The organism is Pseudomonas sp. MYb541 (assembly GCF_037479595.1).
GTDB lineage: Bacteria > Pseudomonadota > Gammaproteobacteria > Pseudomonadales > Pseudomonadaceae > Aquipseudomonas > Aquipseudomonas canadensis.
In genome coordinates this window covers 1-26,682 of the sequence record NZ_JBBGYS010000069.1, presented here as the reverse complement: position 1 = coordinate 26,682, position 26,682 = coordinate 1, and the positions used below count along the sequence as shown (strand labels likewise).

The 26,682-nt window shown below is 61.0% G+C and carries 22 protein-coding genes; 8 read left to right on the top strand and 14 right to left on the bottom strand.

All coding sequences use genetic code 11. The annotated features are described in order from the left end of the window. The coding region (pmbA, locus tag WH299_RS28645) for a metalloprotease PmbA (RefSeq protein WP_339551963.1) at positions 1-1,329 on the bottom strand (1,329 nt) is incomplete at its 3' end. A gap of 108 nt (positions 1,330-1,437) precedes the next feature. Here pmbA and yjgA point away from each other — a divergent pair. Continuing rightward, complete coding sequence (gene yjgA / locus WH299_RS28640; RefSeq protein ID WP_005784816.1) at positions 1,438-1,959, top strand: ribosome biogenesis factor YjgA; 522 nt, start codon at positions 1,438-1,440, stop codon at positions 1,957-1,959. A 47-nt stretch (positions 1,960-2,006) separates the two neighbouring features. Here the strand turns inward: yjgA and tldD are convergent, their stop codons facing one another. From tldD to mreB, 8 genes are all read right to left on the bottom strand, one after another. Next, positions 2,007-3,449 carry a metalloprotease TldD gene (tldD, locus tag WH299_RS28635; RefSeq protein ID WP_010213129.1) on the bottom strand — a complete coding sequence of 481 codons (1,443 nt, stop codon included), beginning with the start codon at positions 3,447-3,449 and terminating at the stop codon, positions 2,007-2,009. A 16-nt stretch (positions 3,450-3,465) separates the two neighbouring features. Further along, the gene (locus tag WH299_RS28630) at positions 3,466-4,314 is read right to left on the bottom strand and encodes a carbon-nitrogen hydrolase family protein (protein WP_122723739.1); all 849 of its coding nucleotides are present in this window, start codon (positions 4,312-4,314) and stop codon (positions 3,466-3,468) included. Positions 4,315-4,362: 48 nt separating this feature from the next. Next, complete coding sequence (locus WH299_RS28625) at positions 4,363-8,178, bottom strand: YhdP family protein (RefSeq protein WP_339551962.1); 3,816 nt, start codon at positions 8,176-8,178, stop codon at positions 4,363-4,365. 76 nt (positions 8,179-8,254) lie between these two features. Beyond that, positions 8,255-9,712, bottom strand: coding sequence for a ribonuclease G (gene rng / locus WH299_RS28620; RefSeq protein WP_010213134.1), 1,458 nt, complete (start codon positions 9,710-9,712; stop codon positions 8,255-8,257). Between the two features lie 70 nt (positions 9,713-9,782). Continuing rightward, on the bottom strand, positions 9,783-10,379 hold the full coding sequence (locus WH299_RS28615) for a Maf family protein (RefSeq protein ID WP_122723734.1): 597 nt from the start codon (positions 10,377-10,379) through the stop codon (positions 9,783-9,785). Positions 10,380-10,429: 50 nt separating this feature from the next. Further along, positions 10,430-10,918, bottom strand: coding sequence for a rod shape-determining protein MreD (gene mreD, locus WH299_RS28610; RefSeq protein ID WP_016976217.1), 489 nt, complete (start codon positions 10,916-10,918; stop codon positions 10,430-10,432). Further along, positions 10,918-12,018, bottom strand: a complete 1,101-nt coding sequence (gene mreC / locus WH299_RS28605) for a rod shape-determining protein MreC (protein WP_122723732.1) — start codon at positions 12,016-12,018, stop codon at positions 10,918-10,920. Before mreC ends, mreD begins: the two co-directional genes overlap by 1 nt. Before the next feature lie 140 nt (positions 12,019-12,158). Continuing rightward, positions 12,159-13,196, bottom strand: a complete 1,038-nt coding sequence (mreB, locus tag WH299_RS28600; protein WP_002555108.1) for a rod shape-determining protein MreB — start codon at positions 13,194-13,196, stop codon at positions 12,159-12,161. Positions 13,197-13,406: 210 nt separating this feature from the next. Between mreB and gatC the strand changes: the two genes are divergently transcribed. The 6 genes from gatC to WH299_RS28570 all read left to right on the top strand — a co-directional run bounded on the left by gatC (position 13,407) and on the right by WH299_RS28570 (position 18,628). Then, positions 13,407-13,694 (top strand): Asp-tRNA(Asn)/Glu-tRNA(Gln) amidotransferase subunit GatC, encoded by a 288-nt coding sequence (gene gatC, locus WH299_RS28595; RefSeq protein WP_010213142.1) that lies wholly within the window; start codon positions 13,407-13,409, stop codon positions 13,692-13,694. Between the two features lie 16 nt (positions 13,695-13,710). After that, complete coding sequence (gatA, locus tag WH299_RS28590) at positions 13,711-15,162, top strand: Asp-tRNA(Asn)/Glu-tRNA(Gln) amidotransferase subunit GatA (RefSeq protein WP_033899331.1); 1,452 nt, start codon at positions 13,711-13,713, stop codon at positions 15,160-15,162. Between the two features lie 10 nt (positions 15,163-15,172). Next, positions 15,173-16,618, top strand: coding sequence for an Asp-tRNA(Asn)/Glu-tRNA(Gln) amidotransferase subunit GatB (gene gatB / locus WH299_RS28585; RefSeq protein WP_028618844.1), 1,446 nt, complete (start codon positions 15,173-15,175; stop codon positions 16,616-16,618). Positions 16,619-16,777: 159 nt separating this feature from the next. Then, positions 16,778-17,149, top strand: a complete 372-nt coding sequence (locus tag WH299_RS28580) for a septal ring lytic transglycosylase RlpA family protein (RefSeq protein ID WP_122723730.1) — start codon at positions 16,778-16,780, stop codon at positions 17,147-17,149. A 58-nt stretch (positions 17,150-17,207) separates the two neighbouring features. Continuing rightward, positions 17,208-18,254, top strand: coding sequence for a calcium/sodium antiporter (locus tag WH299_RS28575; protein ID WP_339497277.1), 1,047 nt, complete (start codon positions 17,208-17,210; stop codon positions 18,252-18,254). Then, the gene (locus WH299_RS28570) at positions 18,251-18,628 is read left to right on the top strand and encodes a carboxymuconolactone decarboxylase family protein (RefSeq protein WP_122723729.1); all 378 of its coding nucleotides are present in this window, start codon (positions 18,251-18,253) and stop codon (positions 18,626-18,628) included. Before WH299_RS28575 ends, WH299_RS28570 begins: the two co-directional genes overlap by 4 nt. Before the next feature lie 42 nt (positions 18,629-18,670). On the opposite strand, the gene WH299_RS28565 is transcribed toward WH299_RS28570, so the two are convergent. From WH299_RS28565 to kdgD, 5 genes are all read right to left on the bottom strand, one after another. Further along, positions 18,671-19,612, bottom strand: a complete 942-nt coding sequence (locus WH299_RS28565) for an AEC family transporter (protein WP_033899317.1) — start codon at positions 19,610-19,612, stop codon at positions 18,671-18,673. Between the two features lie 163 nt (positions 19,613-19,775). Continuing rightward, positions 19,776-21,329, bottom strand: coding sequence for a galactarate dehydratase (garD, locus tag WH299_RS28560; RefSeq protein WP_122723727.1), 1,554 nt, complete (start codon positions 21,327-21,329; stop codon positions 19,776-19,778). Positions 21,330-21,340: 11 nt separating this feature from the next. Further along, positions 21,341-22,705: an MFS transporter gene (locus WH299_RS28555; RefSeq protein ID WP_028618838.1), complete on the bottom strand. Its 1,365-nt coding sequence runs from the start codon at positions 22,703-22,705 to the stop codon at positions 21,341-21,343. A gap of 183 nt (positions 22,706-22,888) precedes the next feature. Further along, positions 22,889-24,334, bottom strand: a complete 1,446-nt coding sequence (locus tag WH299_RS28550) for an aldehyde dehydrogenase family protein (protein WP_049710003.1) — start codon at positions 24,332-24,334, stop codon at positions 22,889-22,891. 54 nt (positions 24,335-24,388) lie between these two features. Continuing rightward, on the bottom strand, positions 24,389-25,300 hold the full coding sequence (gene kdgD / locus WH299_RS28545) for a 5-dehydro-4-deoxyglucarate dehydratase (RefSeq protein ID WP_016976228.1): 912 nt from the start codon (positions 25,298-25,300) through the stop codon (positions 24,389-24,391). A 234-nt stretch (positions 25,301-25,534) separates the two neighbouring features. Here kdgD and WH299_RS28540 point away from each other — a divergent pair. After that, the coding region (locus tag WH299_RS28540; protein WP_339551961.1) for a phospholipase at positions 25,535-26,682 on the top strand (1,148 nt) is incomplete at its 3' end.

The following is a 26,682-nucleotide window of genomic DNA, read 5'->3' as shown; positions in this document are numbered from 1 at the left end:
CATCCGCTCGATCAACACCGAGCCTGTGCGAATGTTGCTGCGCAGTTCCAGATCATTACCCACGGCGACGATCTGCTTGAACATGTCGCGCATATTGCCTGCGATGGTCACTTCCTGGACGGCAAACTGAATCTCGCCGTTTTCCACCCAGAAACCCGCCGCGCCACGCGAGTAATCACCGGTGACCATGTTCAAGCCATGGCCCATCAGCTCGGTCACCAGCAAGCCACGCCCCATGCGCCGAAGCAGCGCAGCTTGGTCTTCATCGCCATGGGTGACGAACAGGTTGTGTACGCCTCCGGAGTTTGCGGTGCTTGGCAGGCCCAGCTTGCGACCGGCGTACGTGCCCAGTACGTAAGACACCAACTCGCCCTTCTCGACGAACGGTTTGGCATACGTCGCCAGGCCATCACCGTCGAACGACGTACTGCCCATGGCGCGCATCAAGTGCGGGCGCTCATCGATGGTCAGCCACTCTGGGAACAATTTTTGGCCAATCGCCCCCTCCAGGAACGAGGACTTACGGTACAAGTTGCCACCGGAAATCGCCCCCAGGAAACTGCCAAACAACCCACCCGCCAGTTCTGCCGAAAACAGTACCGGCACTTCACAGGTTGGCACCGGGCGCGCGCCCAGGCGGCTCGCTGCACGCTGCGCCGCGCGCTGACCAATGCTGATCGGGTCCGCCAACAATTCGCCCTGACGGTTGACGTCGTACCAATAATCGCGCTGCATCTGGCCGTCAGCTTCGGCGATCATCACGCAGCTCAAGCTATGGCGAGTGGACGCGTAACCACCGATAAAGCCATGGCTGTTGCCATACACACGGCAACCCTGGTGCGTGCTCAACGTGGTGCCATCTGCGTTCTTGATGCGGGCATCAGCGTCGAACGCAGCGGCTTCGCAGATCAGCGCCCGTTCGATGGCCTGTTCGGGTGTGATGTCCCAAGCGTGAAATAGATCGAAATCCTGCAGGTCCTTGGCCATCAGCGCCTTGTCGGCCAGGCCCGAGCTCTCGTCTTCTGAGGTGTGCTTGGCGATTGCCAGCGCAGCCGCCACCGTCTCGCGAATGGCTTCCGGACCGCTGGCCGAGGTACTGGCCGAGCCTTTGCGCTGCCCGACATACAAGGTGATACCAAAACCCTGATCGCGGTTGAACTCAACGGTTTCCACTTCCCGCTGGCGCACCGACGTCGACAGCCCCTGCTCCAGCGACACGGCCACTTCACAGGCACTGGCCCCCTGGCGCTTGGCCTCGGCAAGGATCTGCTCGACTTGTTCCTGCAGTGCCGGTAACGCTTGCGGACCGACGCTTTGGGCTGCACTCATGGTTTTCTCCACTCAAATTCTGCTTTCGGTTAAGGCCATCGAGCGACCGGGCCGGACAAGCGGCCCCCGACTGGTTATCATGGCGGCGTTTCTTTGCGGACTGCCACCATGGTTGATTCTTACGACGACTCCCTCGATGGGGAGAAAAGCAAAACCCAGGTCAAACGTGAGCTGCATGCTCTGGTTGACCTTGGCGAGCGCCTTACAACGCTCAAAAAAGACTTGATTGCAAAACTGCCACTGACCGACGAAATGCGTCGTGCCCTGGCCGATGCGCCCAAGCACACCGCGAATATCGCGCGTAAACGGCACATCTCGTTTATCGGCAAACTCATGCGCGATCAGGACATCGACGCCATTCTGACCTTGCTCGATCAAACCGATGCCTCCACTCGACAGTACAACGAACGCTTCCATAACCTGGAACGTTGGCGTGACCGCCTGATCGCGGGCGATGACGCCGTGCTGGAGAAATTCGTGATGGACTACCCGGACGCGGACCGCCAGCAACTGCGCTCCCTGATCCGTCAGGCCCAGCACGAGCAGGCGCATAACAAGGCGCCGGCCACCAGCCGTAAAATCTTCAAGTACATCCGTGAGCTGGACGAGACTCAACGCGGCCTGCGCTGATCCTCCTCCCCGGGGGGCGGTTCTCGCCACCCGAAGCTCCGTCTTTCTTACGACCCCGTGCCACCCACGGTGATCGCATCAATCTTCAGCGTTGGCTGGCCGACACCCACCGGCACTGACTGTCCGTCTTTCCCGCAGGTACCCACGCCGCTGTCCAGCGACAGGTCGTTGCCGACCATCGACACCTTGCTCATGGCTTCCGGACCGTTACCGATCAATGTCGCACCTTTGACCGGTGCAGTGATCTTGCCGTCTTCGATCAGGTAAGCCTCGCTGGTGGAGAACACGAACTTGCCGCTGGTGATATCCACCTGGCCGCCACCGAGGTTGGCGCAGTAGATGCCGCGCTTCACCGAAGCGATGATCTCGGCCGGGTCGCTTTCGCCACCGAGCATGTAGGTGTTGGTCATGCGCGGCATCGGCAGGTGCGCGTAGGATTCGCGACGGCCGTTACCCGTGCGCGCCACACCCATCAGGCGAGCGTTGAGCTTGTCTTGCATGTAGCCCTTGAGCACACCGTTTTCGATCAGGGTGGTGCACTCGGTTGGAGTGCCTTCGTCGTCGACGCTCAGCGAGCCACGACGCCCGGCCAGGGTGCCGTCATCGACGATGGTGCAGAGTTTGGAGGCCACCATTTCACCCATACGCCCGCTATAGGCCGAACTGCCTTTGCGGTTGAAGTCACCTTCCAGGCCATGGCCGACCGCTTCGTGCAGCAGCACGCCGGACCAACCCGACCCCAGCACCACCGGCAAAGTGCCGGCCGGGGCAGGAATGGCTTCCAGGTTGACCAACGCCTGGCGCAGCGCCTCACGGGCATAACCCATGGCACGGTCGTCGGTGAGGAAATAACGGTAGTCGGTACGCCCGCCGCCGCCATGACCACCCCGTTCGCGGCGACCGTTCTGTTCGACGATTACGCTGACGTTGAAGCGCACCAGCGGCCGCACATCCGCCGCCAGGCCGCCATCGGTGGACGCCACCAGGATGCGCTCCCACACACCAGCCATGCTCACGGTAACCTGCTGGATACGCGGGTCGAGGGCACGGGTGGCGGCATCGATACGCTTGAGCAGCTCGACCTTTTCCGCACGGCTGATCACTTCCAGGGGGTTATCCGGCGCGTACAACTGCGCCACGTCCTGGGTGCTGAATGCCTGCACCGTGCCATTTTGCCCGGCCCGGGAGATCGAACGCGCGGCACGCGCCGCCAGGCCCAAGGCTTCCAGGGTGATCGCGTTACTGTAGGCAAAACCGGTTTTTTCACCGGACTGCGCACGCACGCCCACACCCTGGTCGAGGTTGAAACTGCCTTCCTTGACGATGCCGTCTTCCAGCGCCCAGGACTCGGAAATCTGCCCTTGGAAATACAGGTCAGCCGCGTCGATGCCCGGCCCGGCCAAGTCGCCGAGTACGGTTTGCAAGCTTTCGATGGTCACGCCACCGGGCGCCAGGAGGTGATCACTGACTGAGGACAACAACTCGCTCATAGGTATGGCCTTAAATTCATCGTTCCGAAGCAGGTCGCTGTGCGCCCTGCGAGAAAAAGCGCCGATGGTTGACCACCGGCATGCGCGTCCGTATCGACGCCTGTTCATTGCTATCGCGTTCGGCCAGCAACACCGCTTCGCCTTGATCCTGTTGTGTCAGCACACGACCCCAAGGGTCGACAATCGCCGCATGACCATAGGTTTCCCGTGGCCCCGGATGCACACCGCCTTGAGCCGCCGCCAGCAGGTAACACTGGGTCTCGATGGCGCGTGCGCGAATCAGCACATCCCAATGCGCCGCGCCGGTCACCGCCGTAAACGCCGAAGGCGCGGTAATCAACTCAGCCCCCGCCGCACGCAATTCGCTGTACAGCTCGGGGAAGCGCAGGTCGTAACACACCGTCAGGCCCAACCGGCCGACGGGCGTGTCCGCTACCACCACATTGCCTCCGAAAGCATAGTCGTCAGATTCGCGATAACGACCGCGGGCATCGGCGACATCCACATCGAACAGATGCAGCTTGTCGTAACGGGCAACGATTTCACCCTGATCATCGACCAGCAACGAGCAGGCATTGGACTTGGCGTTCGGCTGGTCCTTTGGCGGCAGCGGCAAAGTACCAGCCACTATCCATAAGGTGAGGTCGCGGGCGGTCTGTTTCAACCACGGCAGGATCGGGCCTTCGCCCAGAGCTTCGGCGCGACCGATATCGGCCACGTCGCGGCGGCCCATGGCGGCAAAGTTTTCCGGCAATACCGCCAGCTTCGCCCCACCCGCCGCGGCTTGTTCCAGCAAGCGCCGGGCCTGGGCGAGGTTGGCCAGCACATCGCTCTGGCTGACCATTTGAATTACCGCAAAGGACATGGACCGTCTCTCCTTAATGGGCATGCGGCCATGCTACTCCACAGGCTCTCAGTTTGGTTTTTCAAATGGCTTGTCGAAGGTGATTTTCGGGTCCTTCCACGGGCCTTCGACCTTGTATTGCACGCTGGCAAAGCGCGCAACACGGTCACCAATCAGCTTGTCGATCAGGAACAACGCACCGCCGATAGCGGGCGCGCCTACGATCAGCGCGGCGATCGGCAGGTTATTGGTCACCGGCAAGGTGACCAGCAGCTTGGCGTCGACACGGTCTGCGACCAGGTCCAGGGTGCCGTTGAGTTCCAGGTTAGTCGAAGGCCCGGTCATGGTGATCGGCTCACGGGTCACGAATACCCCGTTGCTCGCCGCCAGCAAGCCCTTCACACGGTCGTAGCTCAAGCCCTTGCCGAGCAAGTCCGAGAAGTCCAGGCGCAGACGGCGCCCAATGGAATTGAAGTTCAGCAGGCCAAACACCCGCAGCGCCTGGGCGCCACCTTCCACTTCGACGAACTGGCCATTGCGGAACGATGCATCCAGGCTGCCGGAGAAACGCTTGGGCCCGACATAGGCAGGCGAACCGGGCCAGCGACCATCCACATCCAGGTGAAAATCCTGGCTGGTGACGGTGGGTGCATAACCCCAACCCTTGAGTACATCGCCGATATTCTTGCCATCCAGGCGACCCTTGTACCAACTGCTACTGTCGCCAGCCGTCCCTTCCCAACCACCCGCGCCCTTGAGCTGCATGCCTTTGAGGCCGAGGTCGAGGTTATTGAAGGCCAGGCCTTTGGCGGTCGGGCGGATTTTCAGCGACCAGGCGCCTATCAGATCCGGGCCCTGGAACAGCTGATCAATGGCGATATCCAGCGCCGGAATGTCCTTGGGGTCGATGCTCGCCAAGGGGTCCGGTGCGCTTTCATCAGCCTGCACCGTCGGATCCACCGCTGGCAGCTTCACATATTGAAGGTTGACCGCAATCGGTGCGCCCTTGGCGTCCGGCAGGTTGACGGTGCCCTTGGCCTGCTGACTGTCGAGTTGCAGGCCCCACGCCGCAGGCTTGCGGTCCAGCTGTAGATTGACCTGATCAAACTGGGTGCCAAAACCGGTCAGCTTGCCCACCTTGAAGTCAGCGCCGCTGAGCAACTGCTTGGCGCTGCCGCCCGGGTCGCTGCCCGCGTAGCGGTCAACCAGTTTCTTCCACGGGTCGATATCGAGTTCAGACAGCACGCCGCGAATGCGTAAGCCCTTGGCCCCTGGCAACACAGCATCGCCATCACCGAGGAATAGCTCACCGCGCCCCTCATTGAATTTGTCCGGCGGCGCAGCGAAGGTGAAGTTGGCCAGCTCGCCGTAATCGAACCAATAACGCCGCTCGGCCCCCTGCAAGGTCATGCGGAACACACTGTCACGCCCCTGGTTGGCGGGCATGCCGAACGGTGCCGGCAGGTCCACGGCAACACCCTTCAGGTTGGAGCTGACCATCAGTTGGCTATCGGCGCCGTCCAGGGTCAGTTGCAACTGGTAGGGAATATCGCCGGACACCGGCAACGGTTGGCTGACTTTCAACCAGTCCGTCAGCCGCTTGACCGTCACCTGGCCCTTGGCAGACACACGCGTGCTGATATTGCCCGGCTTGCCATCGGCAACGATCTGCGCCGTGATCGGCCGGTCAAACGCCTGGGCCGTAATGTTCTGGCCACTGAGGCCTTTGGCGCTGTCGAAGCGGAAATCGCCCTTGAGCTGGGTCAGGTCCAGGGTCGGTTCAGCCAATTGCAGCCGTGCCTTGTCCGTCTTGAAGTCCACCACAATCTTCGGCTCGGTGCCTTTCGCCAACGGTACATCCAGGTCAAGGCTGCCTTGCAGGTCGCCCTCGCCCTTCCAGCCGGCAAAGGTCGATGCGGTGCCGATCGGCGCTTCCTGGAGGATTTTCAAACCGTCGCCCAAACCACCGGCAAACCCGCCGGTCAGCAACAGATGACTGTCCTTGCCCGCCGGCGCGTGGGGGATATTGACGTAGACGTCCTTGACCTTGGTGTCGAGCAACTGGCCCGTGCTGGCCAGGATGCGTACGCCGCTCTCCTCGACAAACACTTCGCCATTGACCTTGCTCACATGCGGCCAGCCCGGCTGGAATGCCAGTTCGGCGTCATGCACCTTGAAGAACAGGCTGATGTTGCGTGAGGCCGGCAGCGCGTCGTGGTTCAGCGAACCCTGATACTGGAAAAAGCCCTGGTCCACCGCGCCCTTGAGAATCGCCGTACGCAGCCACTCATCCAACGCCGGGCTCAACACCGCCGGCAGGTATTTGGGGGTGAAGCGCCCATCGCCATCGACCATGCCGACCCGCAGGTCCATATAGTCTTCCTGGCTGTGGTCGAAATGCAGGCGAATCAGGAAATCAGCGGCGACATTGCCCTCTTCACCCAGCACCTTGATGTACGGGGCGATCAGGGTGAAGCCTTCCTTGTCGAGCTTCCACGTCAGGCGTGCATTGGCCTGGATGTACTGCCACGGCTTGGCAAAGATCGGGTCGAGGTGCAGGGAAAAGTCCTTGCTGTCCATGCGCAATTCGCCGTGGCCCAGGTCACCGCTGATACTGCCGGACACGTTCCGCGCGGCCGGTGCGCCAAAGTAGGCATCAAAACCGATGCGTTCGAGGTTGGCGGCGAAGCTGACTTTTTGATCCGTCGTATCTTGAGGACGGAAATCCACCAGCACATTACGCAGCAGGCCCGTGGCCTTGAGGTGCTGAATGGTCTTGGCGAAACCCTCCGGCAGCGGCGCCAGGGCATTGAGCAGCGGCGTGATCGGCGTGAGGTCCAGGCGGTCGGCCTGGAGCTTCCAGACCTCCTGATCCTTGTCGGTGGCCAGGGTTTGCTGAAGTTGCAGGCGCGATTCCCAGCGGGTTTCCCCCAGGTTCATCGCCAGCGAGTCGAACAGCACCTTGAGACCGCTATCGCTGCGTTGCAGGTAGGCGGTGAGGGCCAGGTTCTCGATATGCACAGGTTTGCGGTCGGCGTAGCTGCCTTTTACCTGCGGCGAGTTGAGGCGCACCACCGCGCTTTGCACGGTGCCTTTGGCCCAGGTCAGCCAGAGTTCACCACCAGCCTTGAATTGGGTGAGCTTCCATTGCTGGGTCAGCTTGGCTGGGATCCACTTGGCCCAGTCGCTTTGCGGCAGGCTCACGTACGCCTGGACTTCGCCGTCCTTCCACTGACTGGCGCGGATACGCGTGCGCAGGCTCACCGCCAAGGGTTGGCCGTCGGGCAGCGTCAAGCGTGCATCCAGGCGTTGGCGCGTGATGCCGGTGTGCAGGCTCAGGCCGACATACGTCAGGGTCACCGGCGCCTGGTCAAACGGCTGCAAGGTCACCTGGCTGTCCAGCAACGACACGCGCTTGACCTTTTGCATGTTCTTGAGCAACTGCTCAGGGTCCACGGGCTGGTCGTCCTGCACTGGCAAGCCCTGCAAGGCCCATTTGCCGTCCTTGTCTTCCTTGACGCTAACCTGCAAGCCACTGACTTGCAGGTGCGCAATGCGCACTTCTCGGGCCATCAGGCTGGCCCACATATCCGGCACCACTTCGACCTGGTCCAGGCGAAGGGCACTGCTGCCCTCGCCCACCATCACATCATGGGCCAGCAATACCGGCGCGAAGCCGCTCCAGCGGCCTTCCAGGCTGCCGATATGCAGGGGCATGTCCACAGCAGCCTGGGCCTTGGCCTCGACTTCTGCACGGTACTCGGCCACCAGCGGCGTCAACTCACGTCCCAGGCTCACATACACCGCCGCCAGTACCAGCAGCAAGGCACAGAGGCCCAGGCCCCAACGGGTCATAGCGGCAAAAAAGCGTATCAGACGCTCCATGTCAGGCGACCCTCAAGGCGGTAGTCGGACGGCAGATCAAGGCCTGCCTGTCTCATAAAAGGAAAACGATTGGGGATCAGAGCAGCACCACGTCGTATTGTTCCTGGGAATACATGGTTTCGACCTGGAAGCGTATCGTGCGCCCGATAAACCCCTCCAGCTCGGCAACGTTACCGGATTCTTCGTCCAGCAGCCGATCGACCACTTTCTGGTTGGCGAGCACTCTGTAACCTTCGGCCTGGTAGGCTCGCGCTTCTCGCAGGATTTCGCGGAAAATCTCGTAGCAAACCGTTTCCGGGGTCTTCAATTTACCGCGGCCCTGGCAACTGCTGCACGGTTCGCACAGCACTTGCTCCAGGCTTTCGCGGGTGCGCTTGCGCGTCATTTGCACCAGGCCCAGCTCGGTGATGCCGATGATGTTGGTCTTGGCGTGATCGCGTTCCAGCTGTTTCTCCAGGGTACGCAGCACCTGGCGCTGGTGTTCTTCATCTTCCATGTCGATGAAGTCGATGATGATGATGCCGCCCAGGTTACGCAGGCGCAGTTGGCGCGCGATCGCGGTGGCCGCTTCGAGGTTGGTCTTGAAGATGGTTTCTTCGAGGTTGCGATGGCCCACGAACGCGCCGGTATTGACGTCGATGGTGGTCATGGCTTCCGCCGGGTCCACCACCAGGTAGCCACCGGACTTGAGCGGCACCTTGCGTTCCAGGGCTTTCTGGATTTCGTCTTCAACGCCATACAGGTCGAAGATCGGCCGCTCGCCGGGATAGTGTTCCAGGCGGTCGGCAATTTCAGGCATCAGCTCGGCAACAAATTGCGTGGTGCGTTGGAATGTTTCCCGCGAGTCGATGCGAATTTTCTCAATCTTTGGACTGACCAGGTCGCGCAGCGTACGCAGGGCCAGGCCGAGGTCTTCGTAGATCACACTGGGCGCGCCGATGGTCTTGATCTGGGCACCGATCTGGTCCCACAGGCGCCGCAGGTAGCGGATGTCCATAAGGATCTCATCGGCGCCGGCGCCTTCGGCGGCGGTGCGCAGGATGAAACCGCCCGCTTCCTTGATGCCTTCGGCCGCCACGCAGTCGCTGACCACCTTTTTCAGGCGCTCGCGCTCGGCTTCGTCTTCGATCTTCAGGGAAATGCCGACATGGGCGGTGCGCGGCATGTACACCAGGTAACGCGACGGAATCGACAATTGAGTGGTCAGGCGCGCGCCCTTCGAACCAATGGGGTCCTTGGTGACTTGCACCACCAGGCTCTGCCCTTCGTGCACCAGGGCACTGATGCTTTCTACCGCAGGCCCTTCGCGCAGGGAAATTTCCGAAGCATGGATAAACGCGGCACGGTCCAGCCCGATGTCGACGAATGCCGCCTGCATCCCCGGCAAAACCCGCACCACCTTGCCTTTGTAGATGTTGCCGACGATCCCGCGCTTCTGGGTGCGCTCAACGTGCACTTCTTGCAGAACACCGTTCTCTACCACCGCCACGCGCGATTCCATCGGCGTGATATTGATCAGAATCTCTTCACTCATGGCTGGGTCTCGTTCAGGCGTTTTCACAATAGTGACCGATCGCTTAAGGCTGGGCGCTGGAGTACGGCGTTCAGCGCGCGGTAAGGTTTTGCCAACAGGGTATGCCGAATTGGCCGAGCAGTTGCGCGGTTTCGCACACCGGCAGGCCTACCACGGCGGAATAACTGCCATTGAGCCCGGCGACAAAGACCGAGCCCAACCCTTGGATAGCATAGCCGCCCGCCTTGTCTTGGGGTTCGCCGCTGTGCCAGTAGGTGGTCGCTTCCTCGACGGAAATCCCGCGAAACCGTACACGACTGCTTACACAAACAGTCTCACAGCGTTGGCCGTCGGTGAGGGCAATGGCGGTCAGCACTTCATGCTCGCGCCCCGCCAGCGCCATCAACATTGCCAGGGCATCGGCCTGATCCACCGGCTTGCCGAGGATTTTGCCATCGACGATCACGGCGGTATCGGCACCCAGCACACAGGCACCGGAGTTATTCTCGAGCGCAGCAAAACCCGCCGCTGCTTTGCCGCGCGCAAGGCGCTCGACGTAGGAAACGGCGGATTCATTTGTAAGAGGGGTTTCATCAATAGCCGCGCTGACCACGGTGTAAGGCACACCGATCTGGGCCAGCAATTCACGCCGCCTCGGGGAGCCCGAGGCCAGGTAAAGCGAATTCATGCAGACTCTCCCTGTAGGGTTCGATAACCAGGCAGAGCCTCGCAATCCATTCAATTGATTTTATAGCGACGACGCAACCCACGCAGACCAAAGCTGATCCATGGCCACAGCAAGGCACTGACCAGGGCCGGTAGCACCAGCGCCAGGGTTGGCTGACGGTTACCGGTCAAGGCGCTCAGCCACAGCTGAACCAGCTGTGCCAGGCCGAAGATCACCAGGATCACCAAGCACTGCTGCCACATCGGGAACATCCGCAGGCGCTGCTGCAACGACAGCACCAGGAAAGTGATCAAGGTCAGGATCAACGCGTTCTGACCCAGCAAGGTGCCATAGAGCACATCCTCCGCCAAGCCCAGGAACATCGCCGTGACCATGCCGACTTTATGCGGCAGGTTCAGCGACCAGAAGGCCAGCAACAGCGCCAGCCAAAGCGGGCGCAGAATTTCCATGAACTGCGGCAAGGGCGAAACGCTCAGCAGCATACCGATAGCAAAGGTCAGCCAGACGATCCAGCCGTTGCGCGAATGAGTACTGGCCATTATTCCTCCCTCTGCCGCGTGGTTGCCGGGGCAGTCGCCGGAGGCTTGGCAGCCGGGGTCGCGGCCGGTGGTTTAGTCACGGCTGGCTTGACGGGACGCGTGTTGTGAGCGGCCGGCTTGACCGGAGTGGCCACAGGCGCCGCCGGAGCCGCCGTCGGTGCCGGTGGTCCTACGAATGCCGGCTTGGGCACAGTCGCCGGAACGATCGGCGCTGTACCGTTTTGCTTGTCTTCCGCTTCCTGGGCCTGCGCGGCGTCGTTGGCGCGCTCTTCCGGCGTACGGTTGTCGCTGAACACCAGCAGCAAGTACCGGCTGCGGTTTAGGGCGGCAGTCGGCACCGCACGCACAATGGCGAACGGCTGGCCGGAATCGTGGATCACTTCCTTCACCGTCGCCACCGGGTAACCCGCCGGGAAACGCTGACCCAGGCCAGAGCTGACCAGCAGGTCGCCTTCCTTGATGTCCGCGGTGTCCGCCACGTGGCGCAATTCCAGGCGTTCCGGGTTACCGGTGCCGCTGGCAATCGCACGCAGGCCGTTGCGGTTCACCTGCACCGGAATGCTGTGGGTGGTGTCCGTCAGCAACAAGACCCGCGAGGTGTAGGGCATCAGCTCAACCACCTGGCCCATCAGGCCACGAGCGTCGAGCACCGGCTGGCCCAGGACCACACCGTCGCGCTCACCCTTGTTGATGATGATGCGATGGGTGAAGGGGTTGGGGTCCATGCCGATCAGCTCGGCCACTTCGACCTTTTCGTTGACCAGCGCGGAAGAATTGAGCAACTCGCGCAGCCGAACGTTCTGCTCGGTGAGGGCCGCGAGCTTTTGCATGCGCCCCTGCAACAGCAGGTTTTCGGTCTTGAGTTTTTCGTTTTCGGCGACCAGTTCGGTGCGGCTGCCAAATTGGCTGGCCACGCCCTGGTACAGACGTTGCGGCAGGTCGGTGATCCAGTAAGTCTGCATCAACACCAGCGACATCTGGCTGCGCACGGGCTTGAGCAGTGCAAAGCGGGCATCGACCACCATCAGCGCGACCGAAAGCACGACCAGCACCAACAGGCGCACGCCCAATGAGGGGCCTTTGGCGAAAAGCGGTTTAATAAGCCGCTCCTCCCAGGCAAATGTTCTCTTTATTCATACGGCATCTAACCGGCCTGGATGCAGATTGAAGAAGATAAACGCCAACAGGCAGCACTGCAAAGTGCTGCCTGCGGGCGAAACATGGGCTAACCAGCAATGACTTATTCGCTGGAGAGCAGGTCCATGGTGTGTTTATCCATCATTTCCAGTGCGCGACCACCGCCACGGGCAACGCAGGTCAGCGGGTCTTCGGCGACGATCACCGGCAGGCCAGTCTCTTGGGCCAGCAGCTTGTCGAGGTCACGCAGCAAGGCGCCACCACCGGTCAGCACCAGGCCACGCTCGGCGATGTCGGAAGCCAGTTCCGGCGGCGATTGCTCCAGCGCGCTTTTCACCGCCTGAACGATGGTGGCCAGGGACTCTTGCAGAGCTTCCAGCACTTCATTGGAGTTCAGGGTGAAAGCACGTGGAACGCCTTCGGCCAGGTTGCGACCGCGCACATCGACTTCGCGCACTTCGCCGCCTGGGTAGGCGGTGCCGATTTCCTGCTTGATGCGCTCAGCGGTGGACTCACCGATCAGGCTGCCGTAGTTACGACGTACATACGTGATGATCGCTTCGTCGAAGCGGTCGCCGCCGACGCGTACGGATTCGGCATACACCACACCGTTCAGGGAGATCAGGGCGATTTCAGTGGTACCACCACCGATATCCACCACCATCGAGCCGCGTGCTTCTTCAACCGGCAGGCCGGCACCGATCGCAGCAGCCATTGGCTCTTCGATCAGGAACACTTCACGGGCACCGGCGCCAAGGGCCGATTCACGGATGGCACGACGCTCAACCTGGGTGGATTTGCACGGAACGCAGATCAGCACACGAGGGCTGGGCTGCAGGAAACTGTTTTCGTGAACCTTGTTGATGAAGTACTGCAGCATCTTCTCGCAGACGCTGAAGTCGGCGATCACGCCGTCTTTCATCGGACGAATGGCGGCAATATTGCCGGGTGTACGGCCGAGCATGCGCTTGGCCTCGGTGCCGACGGCAACGACACTTTTCTGGTTACCGTGCGTCCGAATAGCCACAACCGATGGCTCATTCAGGACGATACCGCGCTCGCGCACGTAAATAAGGGTGTTGGCAGTGCCCAGGTCAATGGAAAGATCGCTGGAAAACATGCCACGCAGTTTCTTGAACATGGGAAAGGGACCCTAGGCAACGCGTGGGTAAAAAAGTGCGGCAAACTCTAACAACGACAGGGATTTTGGGCAAGGCGCCAATGTGCTAAATTGGCCGACTTTCTGTGCACCTAACCCCACAATCGCGGCCGTAAGACCGTAGAAATGCGGTAGTGTTCCGACAATCTAACACACGGACAGCCTCCGTTCTGTTTTCCACTGGAGATTCCCATGACGCTTGAACGCTCCGACGTGGAAAAAATCGCGCACCTGGCCTCGCTTGGCCTCAATGATGCCGATCTTCCACAGACCACCGCAGCCCTGAACAGCATTCTCGGGCTGGTCGACCAAATGCAGGCCGTGAATACCGACGGTATCGAGCCCCTGGCTCACCCGCTGGAAGCCAGCCAGCGCCTGCGCGCAGACGTCGTGACCGAGAGTAATAATCGCGAGGCCTACCAGTCCATCGCGCCAGCGGTCGAAAACGGCCTGTACCTGGTTCCGAAAGTCATCGACTAAAGGGAAAGAGCCTGCAATGCATCACATGACTCTGGCCGAGATCGCTCGCGGTCTCGCCGACAAAAAGTTTTCTTCCGAAGAGCTGACCAAGACCCTGCTGGCGCGCATCGCCGAGCACGATCCAAAGGTCAACAGCTTCATCAGCCTCACCGAAGAGCTGGCCCTGAGCCAGGCCAAGGCCGCCGACGCACGTCGCGCCAACGGTGAAAATGGCGCGCTGCTGGGCGCTCCAATCGCCCACAAAGACCTGTTCTGCACCCAGGGCATTCGCACCAGTTGCGGCTCGAAGATGCTCGACAACTTCAAAGCACCCTATGACGCCACCGTGGTATCCAAGCTGGCTGCCGCCGGCGCTGTGACCCTGGGCAAGACCAACATGGACGAATTCGCCATGGGTTCGGCCAACGAGTCGAGCTACTACGGCGCGGTGAAAAACCCTTGGAACCTGGAGCACGTGCCCGGCGGTTCGTCTGGCGGTTCGGCCGCCGCAGTTGCCGCACGCTTCCTGCCTGCCGCTACAGCCACCGATACCGGCGGCTCGATCCGCCAGCCTGCGGCCTTCACCAACCTCACCGGCCTGAAGCCGACCTACGGTCGCGTTTCCCGTTGGGGCATGATCGCCTACGCCTCCAGTCTCGATCAGGGCGGCCCTCTGGCGCGCACCGCTGAAGACTGCGCAATTTTGTTACAAGGCATGGCAGGCTTCGACAAACAGGACTCCACCAGCATCGACGAGCCCGTGCCAGACTACAGCGCCAGCCTGAACACCTCGCTCAAGGGCCTGCGCATCGGCGTGCCGAAGGAATACTTCAGCGCCGGTCTCGATCCGCGCATTGCCGAACTGGTGCACAACAGCGTCAAGACGCTGGAAAGCCTCGGTGCCGTGATCAAGGAAATCAGCCTGCCGAACAACCAGCACGCGATTCCTGCGTACTACGTGATCGCGCCGGCAGAAGCCTCCTCGAACCTGTCGCGTTTCGACGGCGTGCGTTTCGGCTATCGCTGCGAAAACCCGAAAGACCTCACCGACCTTTATAAGCGCTCCCGTGGCGAAGGTTTCGGTGCCGAAGTACAACGCCGGATCATGGTCGGTGCTTATGCCCTATCGGCCGGCTACTACGACGCGTACTACCTCAAGGCGCAGAAAATCCGGCGCCTGGTGAAGAACGACTTCATGGCCGCCTTTGAACAGGTCGACGTGATCCTCGGCCCAACCACGCCGAACCCAGCCTGGAAGCTCGGCGCCAAGAACGGCGACCCGGTGGCTGCGTACCTCGAAGACCTGTACACCATCACCGCCAACCTCGCGGGCCTGCCGGGCTTGTCCATGCCTGCCGGTTTCGTCGATGGCCTGCCGGTCGGCGTGCAACTGCTCGCCCCGTATTTCCAGGAAGGCCGCCTGCTCAATGTGGCGCACCAGTACCAGTTGAACACCGACTGGCACACTCGCACCCCTACCGGCTTCTGAGGAGAACACTATGCAATGGGAAGTTGTGATCGGGCTGGAGATTCATACCCAGCTCGCCACCCAATCGAAGATTTTCTCCGGTAGCGCCACCACGTTCGGCTCCGAGCCGAACACCCAGGCCAGCCTGGTCGACCTGGGCATGCCCGGCGTACTGCCGGTGCTGAACCAGGAAGCGGTGCGCATGGCGGTGATGTTCGGCCTGGCGATTGACGCCGAGATCGGCCAGCACAACGTGTTCGCGCGCAAGAACTACTTCTACCCTGACCTGCCCAAGGGCTACCAGATCAGCCAGATGGAACTGCCGATCGTTGGCAAGGGCCACCTGGACATCCCCCTGGAAGACGGCACCATTAAGCGCGTCGGCGTCACCCGCGCACACCTGGAAGAAGATGCCGGCAAGAGCCTGCACGAAGAATTCCCGGGCGCGACCGGTATCGACCTGAACCGTGCCGGCACGCCGCTGCTGGAGATCGTTTCCGAGCCGGACATGCGCAGCGCCAAGGAAGCCGTGGCCTACGTCAAGACTATCCACGCACTGGTGCGCTACCTGGGTATCTGCGACGGCAACATGGCCGAAGGTTCGCTGCGTTGCGACTGCAACGTGTCGATCCGTCCAAAGGGCCAGGTCGAGTTCGGCACCCGCTGCGAGATCAAGAACGTCAACTCGTTCCGCTTCATCGAGAAGGCGATCAACAGCGAAGTGCGTCGCCAGATCGAGCTGATCGAAGACGGCGGCAAAGTCATCCAGCAGACCCGCCTGTACGACCCGAACAAAGACGAAACCCGCGCCATGCGCAGCAAAGAGGAAGCCAACGACTACCGTTACTTCCCCGACCCGGACCTGTTGCCGGTGGTGCTTGAGGACTCGTTCCTCAATGACATCCGCGCCACCCTGCCAGAACTGCCGCAGCAGAAACGCGAGCGCTTCCAGGCGCAGTTCGGCCTGTCGGTCTACGATGCCAGCGTCTTGGCCTCCAGCCGTGAACAAGCCAACTACTTTGAAAAAGTCGTGAGCATTGCCGGCGACGCCAAACTGGCGGCCAACTGGGTGATGGTTGAGCTGGGCAGCCTGTTGAACAAGCAAGGCCTGGAGATCGACGAAGCACCGGTCACTGCCGAGCAATTGGGCGGCATGCTGCTGCGCATCAAGGACAACACCATCTCCGGCAAGATCGCCAAGACCGTGTTCGAAGCCATGGCCGCAGGCGAAGGCAGCGCGGACGAGATCATCGAGAAGCGTGGCCTCAAGCAGGTCACCGACAGCGGCGCGATCTCGGCTGTATTGGATGAAATGCTCGCGGCCAACGCCGAGCAGGTCGAGCAATACCGTGCGGCAGACGAAGCCAAGCGCGGCAAGATGTTCGGCTTCTTTGTGGGCCAGGCGATGAAAGCCTCCAAAGGCAAGGCCAACCCGCAACAGGTGAACGAATTGCTGAAAAGCAAACTCGAAGGCTGATAGCGATGAATGGTCCGAGTCAGATTTCATGCTCGGCTCGGACCCATGTGGGAGGGGGCTTGCCCCCGATGAGGGTGTATCAGCCAGCAATTCTATTGACTGACTCACCGCTATCGGGGGCAAGCCCCCTCCCACATTTAATAGGGGGATAACCTGGAAATGAAGCGTCTACTCGGCCTCCTGGCCTTGTTCTCCCTGTTGGCCGGCTGTGCCAGCGGCATCATCAACCCCAACGGCTACGACGAAACCGGCACCGCCTCCTATTACGGCGCCCGGCACCATGGCAAAAAGACCGCCAGCGGTGAACCCTTCAACCAGAACGGCCTGACCGCCGCCCACCGGCAATTGCCGTTCGGCACCCAGGTCAAGGTCACCAATCTCGACAACGACAAATCCGTGGTTGTCCGCATCAATGATCGCGGTCCGCATACCCGTGGGCGCCTGATCGATCTTTCACGCAAGGCGGCCGAGCAGCTGGGTATGATCGGCAGCGGTACCGCACGGGTTCGCGTGCAAGCCTTGAGCAACTGAAGACGGAGCCCTTGCCATTTTCGGATTAACCGCCCTCTCGCCCTGGAGCCTGCTGGAATTGGTCAGCGGCCTGGTGCTGCTGATCATCGGCGCCGAAATCCTGGTGCGCGCCGCCGTGCGCCTGGCCGCTAGCCTCAAGGTGCGTCCGCTGATCATCGGCCTGACGATCGTGGCCTTCGGCAGCAGCGCGCCGCAGATGACCGTCAGCCTGCAAGCCACTCTGGCCGGTAACACCGATATCGCCGTGGGTAGCGTGATCGGCAGCAGCATCTTCAACATCCTGGTGACCCTGGGCCTGTCGGCGCTGATCATTCCGCTGCGGGTTTCGCGCCAACTGGTGCGCCTGGATATTCCGGTGATGATCCTGGCCGCACTGCTGGTGTTCACCCTCGCCGCCAATGAAGAACTCACCCCCATTGACGGCCTGGTGCTGCTGGTTGCCCTGGTCGCCTACCTCGGCATGTTGCACTACCAGACGCGCCACTCCCGTCGCCCACGCACGCTGGACACCGTGGCCCGCGCGCCCTGGCTGAGCAGTGTGTTGCTGATGGTCGGTGGGTTACTGATCCTGGTGCTGGCCGGGCATTTACTGCTGGGCGCCGCAGTGGATGTGGCAGGCGACCTGGGCCTGTCGGAACGTGTGATTGGCCTGACCCTGATCGGCGTGGGCACCTCGCTGCCATGCCTGGCGACCTCGCTGATTGCCGCCCTGCGCGGCGAGCGGGAAATTGCCGTGGGCAACGTGATCGGCAGCAACCTGTTCAACCTGCTCGGCGTGTTGGGGCTGACCGCCCTGCTCGCGCCCTCGCCGCTGTCGGTATCGCCCAATGCCCTAGATTTCGACCTGCCGGTGATGCTCGGCGTAGTCGTGCTGTGCCTGCCGGTGTTCTACACCGGCTACCGCGTGACCCGCGCCGAAGGCCTGGTGCTGCTGGGCCTGTACCTGGCGTACGGGCTGCATGTAATGGCGTTCACCACGGGCATGCCCCTGGCCACCAAGCTTGAACAACTGATGCTGTACTACGTCCTGCCAGTGCTGGTGGCTTTTCTGTTGTTCAGCACGCTGCGAGCCTGGCGCCGCCAACGCAAGAGGGAATCGCAATGACCGATCAGAAAAAGCCCGGGGTTGAAATGCGTCGCCAGGTCATGGGCGATGTGTTCGTCGACCGCGCCTTGGGCAATGCCACCGAGTTCACCCAGCCGCTGCAGGATTTCGTCAATGAACATGCCTGGGGCAGTGTGTGGAACCGCGAAGGATTGCCGCTGAAAACCCGCAGCCTGATCACCCTCGCCGCCCTTACCGCACTCAAATGCCCGCAGGAGCTCAAAGGCCATGTGCGCGGCGCACTGAACAACGGTTGCACCGTGGAAGAGATCCGCGAGGCGTTGCTGCATTGCGCCGTGTATGCCGGTGTGCCGGCGGCGATTGATGCGTTCCGTGCGGCGCAGGAAGTGATCGATACCTACGAGGCACCGTAGGAGCCGGCTTGCCGGCGATTGGCCCTCACAGACACGCAACCCTCAGATCCAACCCCCTGCCTGCAACACGAAGATCCCAATATTCGTGGTCACCGCCGCCATCAAGGTGGTGATCACGATAATTGCCGCCGCCAGCTCATGATTACCCTCGGCCGCCCTGGCCATCACAAAACTGGCGGCTGCGGTCGGCGCACCGAAGTACAGGAACAGAATCCCCAGCTCCGGCCCGCGAAAGCCCAGCAACCACGCGCCTAAGGTCGCCGCCACCGGCAGCCAGACCATCTTCATCAAACTCGCGCTCAGCGCCCTATTGCCGCTCTTGCGCAACGCTGCCAGGGACAAGGTGCCGCCAATGCAGATCAAGGCCAACGGCAAGGTGGTATCCGCCAGATACTGCATGGATTTTTCCAACCAGCCCGGCAGGCCAATCTGAAAATAAGCGAACGGCGCCGCCACGATCACGCTGATGATCAGCGGGTTGGCCACCACACTTTTGCAGATGCTCCACGGATCGGACTTGATCACCGGGCTGTACACCGCCAACACGATGGTCGACAGGGTGTTGTAGAACAGGATCACCAACGCCGCGAGAATCGCGCCGAGGGAGATGCCGTAATCGCCGTACATGCTGGCGGCCAGCGCCAGGCCGATCACGCCGTTATTGCCGCGAAACGCGCCTTGCGTGTAGATACCCCGGTCTTCACGCGGGCAACGAAAGATTGCCCAACCCCAGGCCAGGGCGAAGCTGAGCAAGGTGGCGACGGCAAAGTAGATCAGAAGGCCTGGCTTGAGCGCCGAGTGCAGGTCGGCATGCAGGATGCCGAGGAACAGCAGCGCCGGCATGGTGACGTTGAACACCAGGGACGAGGCCGTGTGGATGAAGTTGTCGTTGATCCAGTTGATGCGTTTGAGCAACACACCTAGGAACAGCATGGCAAACACCGGCGCGGTGATGGTCAGGGTCGTGAGGAAAATTGCCAGCATGCCGGGGAGAACCTTGGTGAGCGTCGTTAGGTGGCTAATGATAAGCCAGTGTAGGCCGCTTCGTCTGGTCTACCGCTATCGGGGGCAAGCCCCCTCCCGCCTTGAATGTGTTCACCGATCCAAATGTGGGAGGGGGCTTGCCCCCGATGCAGGCGACTCGGTCTCAGGTAATCGGTGCCGGATTGAACAAGGTGATGTCGTTATGCAGCTTGTGATGCTCCGCCCACGTCTGCTTTCTGCCGCTGGCCACATCCAGGTAAAAGTGAAACAACTCCCACCCCAATTCCTCGATGCTCGCCCGCCCAGTCGCAATACGCCCAGCGTCGATATCGATCAGGTCCGGCCAACGCTGTGCCAGCTCCGTACGCGTCGACACCTTCACCACCGGCGCCATCGCCAGCCCATACGGCGTACCACGCCCGGTGGTGAACACATGCAGGTTCATCCCCGCCGCCAGTTGCAAGGTGCCGCATACAAAGTCACTGGCCGGCGTGGCGCAAAAGATCAGGCCCTTGCCCTTGAAACGCTCGCCTGGGCCCAGCACGCCATTGATCGCGCTGCTGCCAGATTTGACGATAGAGCCCAAGGACTTCTCGACAATGTTCGACAACCCGCCCTTCTTGTTGCCCGGCGTGGTGTTGGCGCTGCGATCCGCCTCGCCCTTGGCCAAGTAACGGTCGTACCAGTCCATCTCGCGGACCAGCTCCTGGGCAACCGCCTCGCTTTCAGCGCGAGACGTCAGCAGGTAGATAGCATCGCGGACTTCAGTCACTTCGGAAAACATCACTGTCGCTCCGGCCCGCAGCAGCAAATCCGAGGCATAGCCCAGCGCCGGGTTGGCGGTGATACCGGAAAACGCATCACTGCCGCCGCACTGCATGCCCAGGATCAACTCCGACGCCGGCACGGTTTCCCGGCGGCGCTGGTCGAGTTTCTTCAGGCGCGTCTCGGCCAGTTCCATGATCTGCTCGATCATCTCGGTAAAGCCGTGGCTGGAATCCTGCAGCCGATACAGCCAGGGCTCACTCAGGTCGACGGAGCTGTCGTTGTCGTGCATCACCTGCCCGGCCTGCAGTTTCTCGCAGCCCAGGCTGATCACCAGGGCTTCGCCGCCCAGGTTCGGATTGCGCGCCAGGTTGCGTACCGTGCGGATCGGGATGTAGGCATCGGTCGCAGTGATCGCCACACCACAGCCGTAGCTGTGGGTCAGCGCTACCACGTCGTCAACGTGCGGGTACTTGGGCAGCAATTCGTCCTTGATGCGCTTGACCGCATGATCCAGCACGCCGGTGACGCACTGCACCGTGGTGGTGATGCCAAGGATATTGCGCGTACCCACAGTGCCATCCGCGTTGCGGTAACCCTCGAAGGTAAACCCTTCCAGGGGCGCCTGGGCCTCAGGCACCTCGGTGGACAGCGGCAAGCTGTCCAACGGCGGCGCGGTGGGCATGCGCAGTTGATCTTCCTGCACCCAACTACCACGCGGAATCGGCGCCAGGGCGTATCCGATGGTCTGGCCATAGCGAATAATCTGGCCGCCCTCGGGGATATCTTCCAGGGTCACCTTGTGGCTCTGAGGGATGAAATCCACGGTCACCAGGCCGTCCGGGAATTCAGTCCCGGCCGGTACGCCCTGGTCATTGACCACGATCACCACGTTGTCGCGCTCGTGCAAACGAATCGAGCGCGGCGAGTCGGCATGTTCAATCAACTGCATCACACGGCCCCTCAGGAATGCGCTTCGGTTAGGTTGGTCAACTCAGGCCCCTTGGCAGGCGGCTCTTTGAGGACTACACGTTTGATCGGGCCGACGATGACCAGGTAGCTGAACACTGCCACCAGCGCATTGGCGCCGACGAACACCAGGGCCCACTTGAACGAACCGGTGGTGCTGATGATGTAGCCGATCACAATAGGGGTAGTGATCGACGCGAGGTTACCGAAGGTGTTGAACAAGCCGCCACTGAGGCCGGCGATTTGTTTCGGCGAGGTGTCGGAGACTACCGCCCAACCCAGTGCGCCAACGCCTTTACCGAAGAAGGCCAAGGCCATGAAGCCCACCACCATCCACTCGATATCCACGTAGTTGCAGGCCACGATGCTGCTGGAGATCAGCAGGCCCCCAATGATCGGCGCCTTGCGGGCGAAGGTCAGGGAATGCCCCTTGCGCAGCAGATAATCCGAAATCACCCCGCCGAGCACGCCGCCGATAAACCCGCAGATCGCCGGCAACGAGGCGATGAAACCGGCCTTGAGGATGGTCATGCCACGGTCCTGCACCAGATACACCGGGAACCAGGTGAGGAAAAAGTAGGTGATACCGTTGATGCAATACTGGCCCAGGTACACGCCGAGCATCATGCGGTTGGTCAGCAACTGGCGGATGTAATCCCACTTCGGACCGTCGGTTTTCTTACCCTTGCCTTTGTCCTGATCCATATCGACCATCGCGCCATTGGCGGCGATGTGATTGAACTCGGCTTCGTTGATCATCGGATGCTGGCGCGGGCTGTGGATAACTTTCAGCCAGATCAGCGAGAAAATGATGCCGATCACACCCATCACGATAAACACGTGCTGCCAGCCGAAGCTGTAGACAATCCAGCCCATCAGCGGCGCAAACAGCACCGTGGCGAAGTACTGTGCCGAGTTGAAGATCGCTGAAGCCGTACCGCGCTCAGCCGTAGGAAACCACGCCGCGACAATCCGGGCATTTCCGGGAAACGAAGGCGCTTCGGCCAGGCCCACCATAAAGCGCAGCATAAACAGCGCAACCACGGCGGTGGAGACACCAAACTCACCGACATAGCCTTGCAGCACGGTGAACAGTGACCAGGTGAAGATGCTCAGCGCATAGACTTTCTTGGAGCCGAACCGGTCCAGCAGCCAGCCACCGGGAATTTGCCCGGCCACGTAGGCCCAACCGAATGCAGAGAAGATGTAACCGAGGGTGACCGCGTCGATGCCGAGGTCTTTTTGCAGGCTGGAGCCTGCGATGGCGATGGTGGCCCGGTCGGCGTAATTGATCGTGGTCACCAGGAACAGCATGAGCAGGATCAAATAGCGGACATGGGTCGGCTTGGTCGCTTGCATGAAGAAGTACTCCCACTAATTATTTTTTTTGCGGGTAATGGTCTATTTGTCGGTGGGGACCGCTTTCATGTGGGAGCCGGGCTTGCCCGCGATACAGGCACCTCGGTGTGTCAGGCACACACCGGTGATGCTATCGCAGGCAAGCCAGCTCCCACACAAAGCGGGCGCCACGGGTGTCGCGTATTACGAACCGATGTAGCTGGTCTTCACCACGGTGTAGAACTCTTGCGCATAGCGACCTTGCTCACGCGACCCATAGGATGAACCCTTACGGCCACCGAACGGAACGTGATAGTCCACACCGGCAGTCGGCAAGTTGACCATCACCATCCCGGCCTGGGAGTGGCGCTTGAAGTGGTTGGCGTACTTGAGCGACGTCGTGGCAATGCCCGCCGACAAACCGAACTCGGTGTCGTTGGCCATGGCAAGCGCCGCTTCGTAGTCCGCCACACGCACAACGTTGGCCACCGGCCCGAAGATCTCTTCACGGCTGATACGCATGGCCGCTTCGCTGTCGGCAAACAGCGTCGGCGCCAGGTAGTAGCCTTCGGTGTCACAGGTGACCAGGCCGCCACCGCTGACCAACCGCGCACCTTCGCTTTGGCCGATGTCGATGTACTTGAGGTCTTGATCCAACTGCGCCTGGGAAACCACTGGACCGATGTCGGTGCCGCTTTTCAGCGCGTGGCCGACCTTGATCGACTTCATGCGTTCGGCCATGGCCGCGACGAACTGATCGTGGATACCGGCGGTGACAATCAAGCGGCTGGAGGCCGTGCAACGCTGGCCGGTGGAGTAGAACGCGCTCTGTACCGACAGCTCGACAGCCTGCTTGAGGTCGGCGTCGTCGAGGATGATCTGCGGGTTCTTGCCGCCCATTTCCAACTGCACTTTGGCCTGGCGCGATACACAGCTGACGGCGATCTGACGACCGACACCGACAGAACCGGTGAAGCTGATGCCATCAACTTTTGGGCTGTTGACCAGCACATCGCCAACCACACGACCGCTGCCCATTACTAGGTTGAACACGCCGGCCGGGAAACCCGCACGGGAAATGATTTCCGCCAGTGCCCAAGCGCAGCCCGGCACCAGTTCAGCCGGCTTGATCACCACGCAGTTGCCGTAGGCCAGGGCCGGGGCGATTTTCCAGGCGGGGATGGCGATCGGGAAGTTCCACGGCGTGATCAGGCCGACCACCCCCAGGGCTTCACGCGTGACTTCGACGTTGACGCCCGGACGAACCGACGGCACGTAGTCGCCGGACAGGCGCAGGCACTCACCGGCAAAGAACTTGAAGATGTTACCGGCGCGGGTTACTTCGCCGATGGCTTCGGGCAGGGTCTTGCCCTCTTCACGGGCCAGCAGGGTGCCGAGTTCTTCGCGGCGCGCGAGGATTTCGCTGCCGACTTTATCCAGCGCGTCATGGCGCGCCTGGATCCCGGAAGTGGACCAGGCCGGGAATGCTGCGCGGGCTGCGTCGATAGCGGCGTTGACTTGGGCAACATCCGCCTTGGCGTATTCGCCAATGACATCGGACAACTCCGACGGGTTGAGGTTGACGCAGTAGTCGGCACCGGCCACCCACTGGCCATTGATGTAGTTGTCAAAACGTTGGGCTTGGGACACGAATCTTCTCCTGACGCAAAAGGCCGCTGATTTCTCAGCGGCCTTGTAAATGGGTTATTGCGCGCCTTGCTTGTCGATCAGCGCGGCCAGGGCTTCATATTCTTCCGGCAGCAGGTCGGTCAGCGGCGTACGCACCGGGCCTGCGTCGTAGCCGGCGATTTTTGCACCGGCCTTGACGATGCTCACGGCATACCCGGCCTTGCGGTTACGGATGTCCAGGTACGGCAGGAAGAAGTCGTCGATGATCTTGGAAACGGTGGCGTGATCGTCCTTGGCAATCGCGTGGTAGAAGTCCATCGCGGTTTTCGGAATGAAGTTGAACACCGCCGAGGAGTACACCGGTACGCCCAGGGCCTTGTAGGCAGCGGCGTAAACCTCTGCAGTCGGCAGGCCGCCGAGGTAACTGAAACGATCACCGAGGCGGCGACGGATCGACACCATCAGCTCGATATCACCCAGGCCATCCTTGTAGCCGATCAGGTTCGGGCAGCGCTCGGCCAAGCGTTCCAGCAGCGGCGCGGTCAGGCGGCAGACGTTGCGGTTGTAGACCACCACACCGATCTTGACCGATTTGCACACGGCTTCAACGTGGGCGGCAACCCCGTCCTGGCTGGCTTCAGTAAGGTAGTGCGGCAGCAGCAGCAGGCCTTTGGCGCCGAGGCGCTCGGCTTCCTGGGCGTATTCGATGGCTTGGCGGGTCGAACCACCGACACCGGCCAGGATCGGCACGCTGGTGGCGCAGGTATCAACGGCGGTTTTCACCACCTGGGAATATTCACTGGCAGCGAGGGAGAAAAACTCACCAGTACCGCCGGCCGCGAACAAGGCGGTGGCGCCGTAAGGGGCCAGCCATTCCAGACGCTTGATGTAACCCGCCTGGTGAAAGTCACCCTGGGCGTTGAAATCGGTCACCGGGAAAGACAGCAGACCGTGGGAAAGGATGGACTTCAGTTCTTGTGGATTCATTATTCGAACACCCTGGGCGAAGACTTTCTATTGAAAGGTTGTTGTTGGTTTTGGTGATGTCGTACGTCATCGTACAACTATAAAAAGATTCGTCAACTGCAATTCATCAGACTTCATTGTGGGCGCTTTGAATACGCGCCTTCTTGACGTAGGAAATTTTTCCTCTATTCTCGATTTAACTGTATATGCATACAGTAATTACGGAAGATTCCTACGACATAGCAAGGAGCTAACATGTCAGGTCTTGAACTCGCAGCACCCGAAAAGAACCCACCTACCTTGCGTTTCGAAGGCGGTGAACACACTGCCATCGGCGATGAAACCCTGTTGCGCTTTGTCAAGGATGCCCCAGCGATTCCCGCACACCAAGTCGAGCTGCACCTGCCCAATGGGCTGGCGCTGACCTATGGCCAAGTGATCGCCCTGGGCGGTGATTTCTATGGCATCCCCGGTCAACCGATCAGCGATGGCGCCTCCCCCGCCGAGCGCGTCCAACGCTTTACCGCGGCCTTCAATACGCTCGCCGTGCTGCCCGCCTCGCGGGAAGAAGCGCACAAGATCCTCGCGGTGATGCAAAAGGAGATCAATGCGGTCAAGCAGGCGATCAAGGATGGCAAACAAGCTCATGAAGCCTATGACACCTTGGGTGATACGTTGTCCGAGGAATGGAACCGCATCACTGGCGGCGGTAGCGCAGTTTCGGCGCTGATTCCGTTGGGACGTTACCTGAAACTGGCGGCGGACAATGCCGACCACTTCGGCGAATGGGCGCTGTCGGCCTATCTAGCGGGGCACACGGCAGCACTGCAACAAGCCGTCGTGGCGCACCAGACCGGTACCGACCAAGCGCTGGAACTGGCGTACGCCATGAACAGTTTTGCTGATCACTTTTTGACCGATCTGTTCTCGGCCGGCCATCTGCGTGTACCGCGTAAACAACTGGCAGCTGTGGTGACGCCAGGTGAGTTGGGCTCGCTGATCAGCCGCTTCATGCATGACGAAGACAGCAAGTTCGGGCTCAAGGTGCGTAACGCCATGGGCGATCAATGGCACGCGTATGGAGACAAACGCTACTTCGACGCCATCGATGCGGACAACCGCGTGCAGGTCAAACGCGCTGTGCAAGCTTCGGCGGATGAGATTTTCGACACCTTTATCAGTGGTGTCGCGCCCTCCCCGGCCAATTTCAAGGCGCCGTTGTATGTGCCGGATTTGAATGCTGCGCAGAACCCGGCGAACAACTTCTCGCCGTTGTTCAAAATGGAGGGTGACAAGGTGCTGCGTCGCAAGGACGTGAATGACCTGAACGACAAGCACTGGACGAATGATTGGTGGGGTTGGAGCACTTACCTGCTGCTCAAGGACTACAAGCCAAACCAACC

What these genes read in the sequence shown, in the direction of transcription:
- yjgA (WP_005784816.1), top strand. Translation starts at nt 1,438, where the DNA reads ATGGTTGATTCTTACGACGACTCCCTCGATGGGGAGAAAAGCAAAACC.
- tldD (WP_010213129.1), bottom strand. Translation starts at nt 3,449, where the DNA reads ATGAGCGAGTTGTTGTCCTCAGTCAGTGATCACCTCCTGGCGCCCGGT.
- WH299_RS28630 (WP_122723739.1), bottom strand. Translation starts at nt 4,314, where the DNA reads ATGTCCTTTGCGGTAATTCAAATGGTCAGCCAGAGCGATGTGCTGGCC.
- WH299_RS28625 (WP_339551962.1), bottom strand. Translation starts at nt 8,178, where the DNA reads ATGGAGCGTCTGATACGCTTTTTTGCCGCTATGACCCGTTGGGGCCTG.
- rng (WP_010213134.1), bottom strand. Translation starts at nt 9,712, where the DNA reads ATGAGTGAAGAGATTCTGATCAATATCACGCCGATGGAATCGCGCGTG.
- WH299_RS28615 (WP_122723734.1), bottom strand. Translation starts at nt 10,379, where the DNA reads ATGAATTCGCTTTACCTGGCCTCGGGCTCCCCGAGGCGGCGTGAATTG.
- mreD (WP_016976217.1), bottom strand. Translation starts at nt 10,918, where the DNA reads ATGGCCAGTACTCATTCGCGCAACGGCTGGATCGTCTGGCTGACCTTT.
- mreB (WP_002555108.1), bottom strand. Translation starts at nt 13,196, where the DNA reads ATGTTCAAGAAACTGCGTGGCATGTTTTCCAGCGATCTTTCCATTGAC.
- gatC (WP_010213142.1), top strand. Translation starts at nt 13,407, where the DNA reads ATGACGCTTGAACGCTCCGACGTGGAAAAAATCGCGCACCTGGCCTCG.
- gatA (WP_033899331.1), top strand. Translation starts at nt 13,711, where the DNA reads ATGCATCACATGACTCTGGCCGAGATCGCTCGCGGTCTCGCCGACAAA.
- gatB (WP_028618844.1), top strand. Translation starts at nt 15,173, where the DNA reads ATGCAATGGGAAGTTGTGATCGGGCTGGAGATTCATACCCAGCTCGCC.
- WH299_RS28580 (WP_122723730.1), top strand. Translation starts at nt 16,778, where the DNA reads ATGAAGCGTCTACTCGGCCTCCTGGCCTTGTTCTCCCTGTTGGCCGGC.
- WH299_RS28570 (WP_122723729.1), top strand. Translation starts at nt 18,251, where the DNA reads ATGACCGATCAGAAAAAGCCCGGGGTTGAAATGCGTCGCCAGGTCATG.
- WH299_RS28565 (WP_033899317.1), bottom strand. Translation starts at nt 19,612, where the DNA reads ATGCTGGCAATTTTCCTCACGACCCTGACCATCACCGCGCCGGTGTTT.
- garD (WP_122723727.1), bottom strand. Translation starts at nt 21,329, where the DNA reads ATGCAGTTGATTGAACATGCCGACTCGCCGCGCTCGATTCGTTTGCAC.
- WH299_RS28555 (WP_028618838.1), bottom strand. Translation starts at nt 22,705, where the DNA reads ATGCAAGCGACCAAGCCGACCCATGTCCGCTATTTGATCCTGCTCATG.
- kdgD (WP_016976228.1), bottom strand. Translation starts at nt 25,300, where the DNA reads ATGAATCCACAAGAACTGAAGTCCATCCTTTCCCACGGTCTGCTGTCT.